General features: G+C 68.5%; 1 protein-coding gene. It reads left to right on the forward strand.

The genetic code is table 11. The annotated features are described in order from the left end of the window. Positions 1–194, forward strand: a 194-nt coding sequence (locus tag ABGA94_RS16020) for a hypothetical protein (RefSeq protein ID WP_375367783.1), incomplete at its 5' end; no start/stop codon positions are given. Positions 195–340 lie beyond the last annotated feature (146 nt).

The raw sequence follows: 340 nt of genomic DNA on the forward strand, positions 1-340 counted from the left end.
CCTTCGACCGCGTCAACGCCGGCGTCCAGGCCCTGTATCCGCGCCTGTTCGGTGGCGGCCCCGCCTACCTGGAACTGACCGGTGAAGACCTGCTCGCCACGGGCGTGACCATCATGGCGCGCCCGCCGGGCATCGATACGCCCGAGGACCTGGAGCGCGCCGAGGGGCTGCTGCAGGCGATGGCCGCGCGATGAGGCTGCTGGTCGTCTGCCTCGGCAACATCTGCCGTTCGCTTGAGCGTGAAACACGCAGGTTCGGCAACCGCCGCGCCAGTTCTTCCAGCACGCGTGCCACGTGCGGTTGATCGGACGCGTCATCGTGGATGCACAGCTCCCAGTTC

Origin of the sequence: Stenotrophomonas sp. 3diitr2024 (genome assembly GCF_042136455.1) — a bacterium.
In the GTDB taxonomy this organism is placed as follows: domain Bacteria; phylum Pseudomonadota; class Gammaproteobacteria; order Xanthomonadales; family Xanthomonadaceae; genus Stenotrophomonas; species Stenotrophomonas sepilia.